Source organism: Mycobacterium sp. TH-M15, assembly GCF_057473705.1.
Genome location: NZ_JBYCLB010000547.1, coordinates 1 through 2,598, shown reverse-complemented (window position 1 = coordinate 2,598; position 2,598 = coordinate 1). Strand labels below are relative to the sequence as shown.

At 72.4% G+C, this 2,598-nt stretch carries 4 protein-coding genes and 1 pseudogene; 2 read left to right on the top strand and 3 right to left on the bottom strand.

The window, feature by feature from the left end; all coding sequences use genetic code 11:
* A pseudogene (locus AC2VNT_RS13370) lies at positions 1-105 on the bottom strand (DUF2470 domain-containing protein); the annotation flags it as partial.
* Positions 106-248: 143 nt separating this feature from the next.
* On the opposite strand from AC2VNT_RS13370, the gene pheA reads away from it, so the two are divergent.
* Complete coding sequence (gene pheA / locus AC2VNT_RS13365; RefSeq protein ID WP_486947323.1) at positions 249-1,121, top strand: prephenate dehydratase; 873 nt, start codon at positions 249-251, stop codon at positions 1,119-1,121.
* Positions 1,118-1,804 carry a histidine phosphatase family protein gene (locus tag AC2VNT_RS13360; RefSeq protein WP_486947322.1) on the top strand — a complete coding sequence of 229 codons (687 nt, stop codon included), beginning with the start codon at positions 1,118-1,120 and terminating at the stop codon, positions 1,802-1,804. The genes pheA and AC2VNT_RS13360 overlap by 4 nt, the downstream gene beginning before the upstream one ends.
* Positions 1,805-1,816: 12 nt before the next feature.
* Here AC2VNT_RS13360 and AC2VNT_RS13355 read toward each other — a convergent pair whose 3' ends face one another.
* Together AC2VNT_RS13355 and AC2VNT_RS13350 are read right to left on the bottom strand one after the other, a co-directional pair.
* Entirely contained in the window at positions 1,817-2,014 is a 198-nt protein-coding gene (locus AC2VNT_RS13355) for a hypothetical protein (protein WP_486947321.1), read from the bottom strand.
* A gap of 66 nt (positions 2,015-2,080) precedes the next feature.
* Positions 2,081-2,431, bottom strand: coding sequence for a metallopeptidase family protein (locus tag AC2VNT_RS13350; protein ID WP_486947320.1), 351 nt, complete (start codon positions 2,429-2,431; stop codon positions 2,081-2,083).
* Between the last annotated feature and the right edge of the window lie 167 nt (positions 2,432-2,598).

Here is a 2,598-nt window from a genome sequence, read left to right as displayed (position 1 = left end):
GCTGACCGGGTCGGCGCCGTCCAAGGCCAGCAGCGCGCGAGCGCGCACGCAGGCGCTGCGGATTCGTTCGGCGGTCGACGGGACGGTGCCTGTTGCCGGGGGCATACGCGATCCTTTCGATAAATAAGGCAAGCCTAACTTAACTACGTCGGGGATGTTTCGCAACCCGTCGGCACCCGCCTCGGCACGTGCCGGGATCGCCGCCCCGACGCCGGCCGGCAGCGGATGCCGGCCGATAGGGTTGACCGGTGGCCCGCATCAGCTATCTCGGTCCGGCGGGAACATTCACCGAAGCGGCGCTGAACCAGCTGACCGCGGCGGGTCTGGTTCCCGGCGCCGACCGCGGTTTAGCACCCGATGTGCAGCCGGTGCCCAGCGCGAGCACACCGGCCGCGCTGGACGCCGTCCGGTCCGGGTCGGCCGACTACGCCTGCGTGCCGATCGAGAATTCCATCGAGGGGGGCGTCTCGCCCACGCTGGACAGTCTGGCGGCGGACTCGCCGCTGCAGATCGTCGCCGAGACCACGCTGGCGGTGACCTTCTCGATCGTGATTGCGCCGGGCCGGAACCCCGCCGACGTCGCCACCGTGGCGGCGCACCCGGTGGCCGCGGCGCAGGTCCGGCGCTGGCTCTCCGGCCATCTGCCCGGCGCCCGGGTGGTGCCTGCCGGCTCCAACGCCGCGGCGGCACGACAGGTCGCCGACGGTGCCGCCGACGCCGGGGTGAGCACCGCGCTGGCGGCCGCCCAGTGTGGCTTGCCGACCCTGGCCGACGGGGTGGTCGACGAACCGAACGCGCGCACCCGCTTCGTGCTCGTCGGTTCGCCGGGCCGGCCACCCCCGCGCAGCGGCGCCGACCGGACATCGGTGGTGCTGTGGGTCGCCAACAGCCCCGGCTCGCTGGCCGCGGCGCTGACCGAGTTCGGTATCCGCGGTATCAACCTGACCCGGATCGAATCCCGGCCGACCCGCTCCGGCCTGGGCACCTACCTGTTCTTCCTGGACTGCATCGGGCACATCGACGACGCCGCCATCGGTGCGGCGCTGCAGGCGCTGCGCGGGTGCTGCACCGGCGTGCGATTCCTGGGGTCGTGGCCGATCACCTCGGAGACGCCTCGATGAGCGGGCGGTTGGTGCTGGTGCGGCACGGGCAGTCGATCGGCAACGTCGAACGCCGCCTGGACACCCGCCCGCCCGGCTCGGAGCTGACCCCGCTCGGTCACGACCAGGCGCGGGCGTTCACCCTGTCGGCGTCGTGGCGGCCGGCCCTGGTGGCGCACTCGGTGGCGGTCCGGGCGGCCCAGACCGCCGCCGGGATCGGCGACCGGCTGGGTCTTCCGGTCCGTGAGCTGGCCGGCGTGCACGAGGTGCAGGTCGGGGTGTTGGAGAACCGCAACGACGACGACGCGATCGACGAATTCAACCGCGTCTACCAGCGCTGGCACCGTGGCGAGCACGGCGTGGCGCTGCCCGACGGGGAGACCGCGGACCAGGTGCTGGGCCGTTACCTGCCGGTGCTGGCCGATCTGCGGATGTGCTATCTCGACGACGACGACTGGGCCGGCGACATCGTGGTGGTCAGCCACGGGGCGGCGATCCGGCTGGTCGCGGCGGTGCTGGCCGGCGTGGACGGCGAGTTCGTCCTCGATCACCAGCTGGCCAACACCGAGGCGGTGGTGTTGGCCCCGGTGACCGACGGACGTTGGAGCTGTGTTCAGTGGGGCACGCTGACGGCGCCGTTCCAGCCCGGCACGGAATCCGGCGCCGTGGTCGCCGATCCGGGCCGCACCGACCCGATCGGCTGACTGCCTGCCGGATCAGACCGCCACGGCCGGCGACCGCTCGGCGCAGCAGTGGCAGCCGACGGCGTCGCAGTCGACCGCGAAGTCGTGCGGAACGATCCCGGCTCCGGGGCAGCCGTCCTCGGTGCAGTCCGTGGCGCCGACCGGGTGGTGGACGAGGGTGCCGTGGCAGTGGTCCAGCCCCGCCCGACAGGTTCGGCAGCGATCAGCCATGAATCGTTCTTAGCAGCCGGAACCGACAGGCCGGGCGACGCCACGCCGGGGTGGCGGCCCCGGTGGTCAGCCCCAGCCCAGTTCGTGCAGCCGGTCCTCGTCGATGCCGAAGTGGTGGGCGATCTCGTGGATCACCGTGACGGCTACTTCGTTCACCAGTTGTGTGTCGGAGTCGCACATCTCCAGCAGCGGCTCACGGTAGATGGTGATCGTGTCCGGCAGCGAGCCGGCGTAGTTGGAGTCGCGTTCGGTCAACGCCACCCCGTGATAGAGGCCGAGCAGGTCCGGTTCGTCGGAATTGCGGTCTTCCACCAGCACCACGACGTTGTCGATCGCGTCGGCGAGTTCGGGCGGGATCAGGTCCAGCGCGTCGGAGACCAGGCTGTCGAAGCGCTGTGGATCCATCCGTACGCTCACCGGCTAGCTGTCCGCCGCCGGCGGCGGCGGCGGCGCCTGCGGCGGGAACGGCGGCGGCGGTGGTTCCGGTGGCTGTGCCTGCGGCGGGATCGGCGGTGCCGGGCGAGGCGCGGCCGGTGGTGGCGGTGCCGGGCGAGGTGCCGCCGGCGGCGGCGCGACCTGTTGCG

Bases quoted from the DNA above. Each gene is read 5' to 3' on its own strand.
- AC2VNT_RS13355 (WP_486947321.1), bottom strand. From the start codon at position 2,014: ATGGCTGATCGCTGCCGAACCTGTCGGGCGGGGCTGGACCACTGCCAC.
- AC2VNT_RS13360 (WP_486947322.1), top strand. From the start codon at position 1,118: ATGAGCGGGCGGTTGGTGCTGGTGCGGCACGGGCAGTCGATCGGCAAC.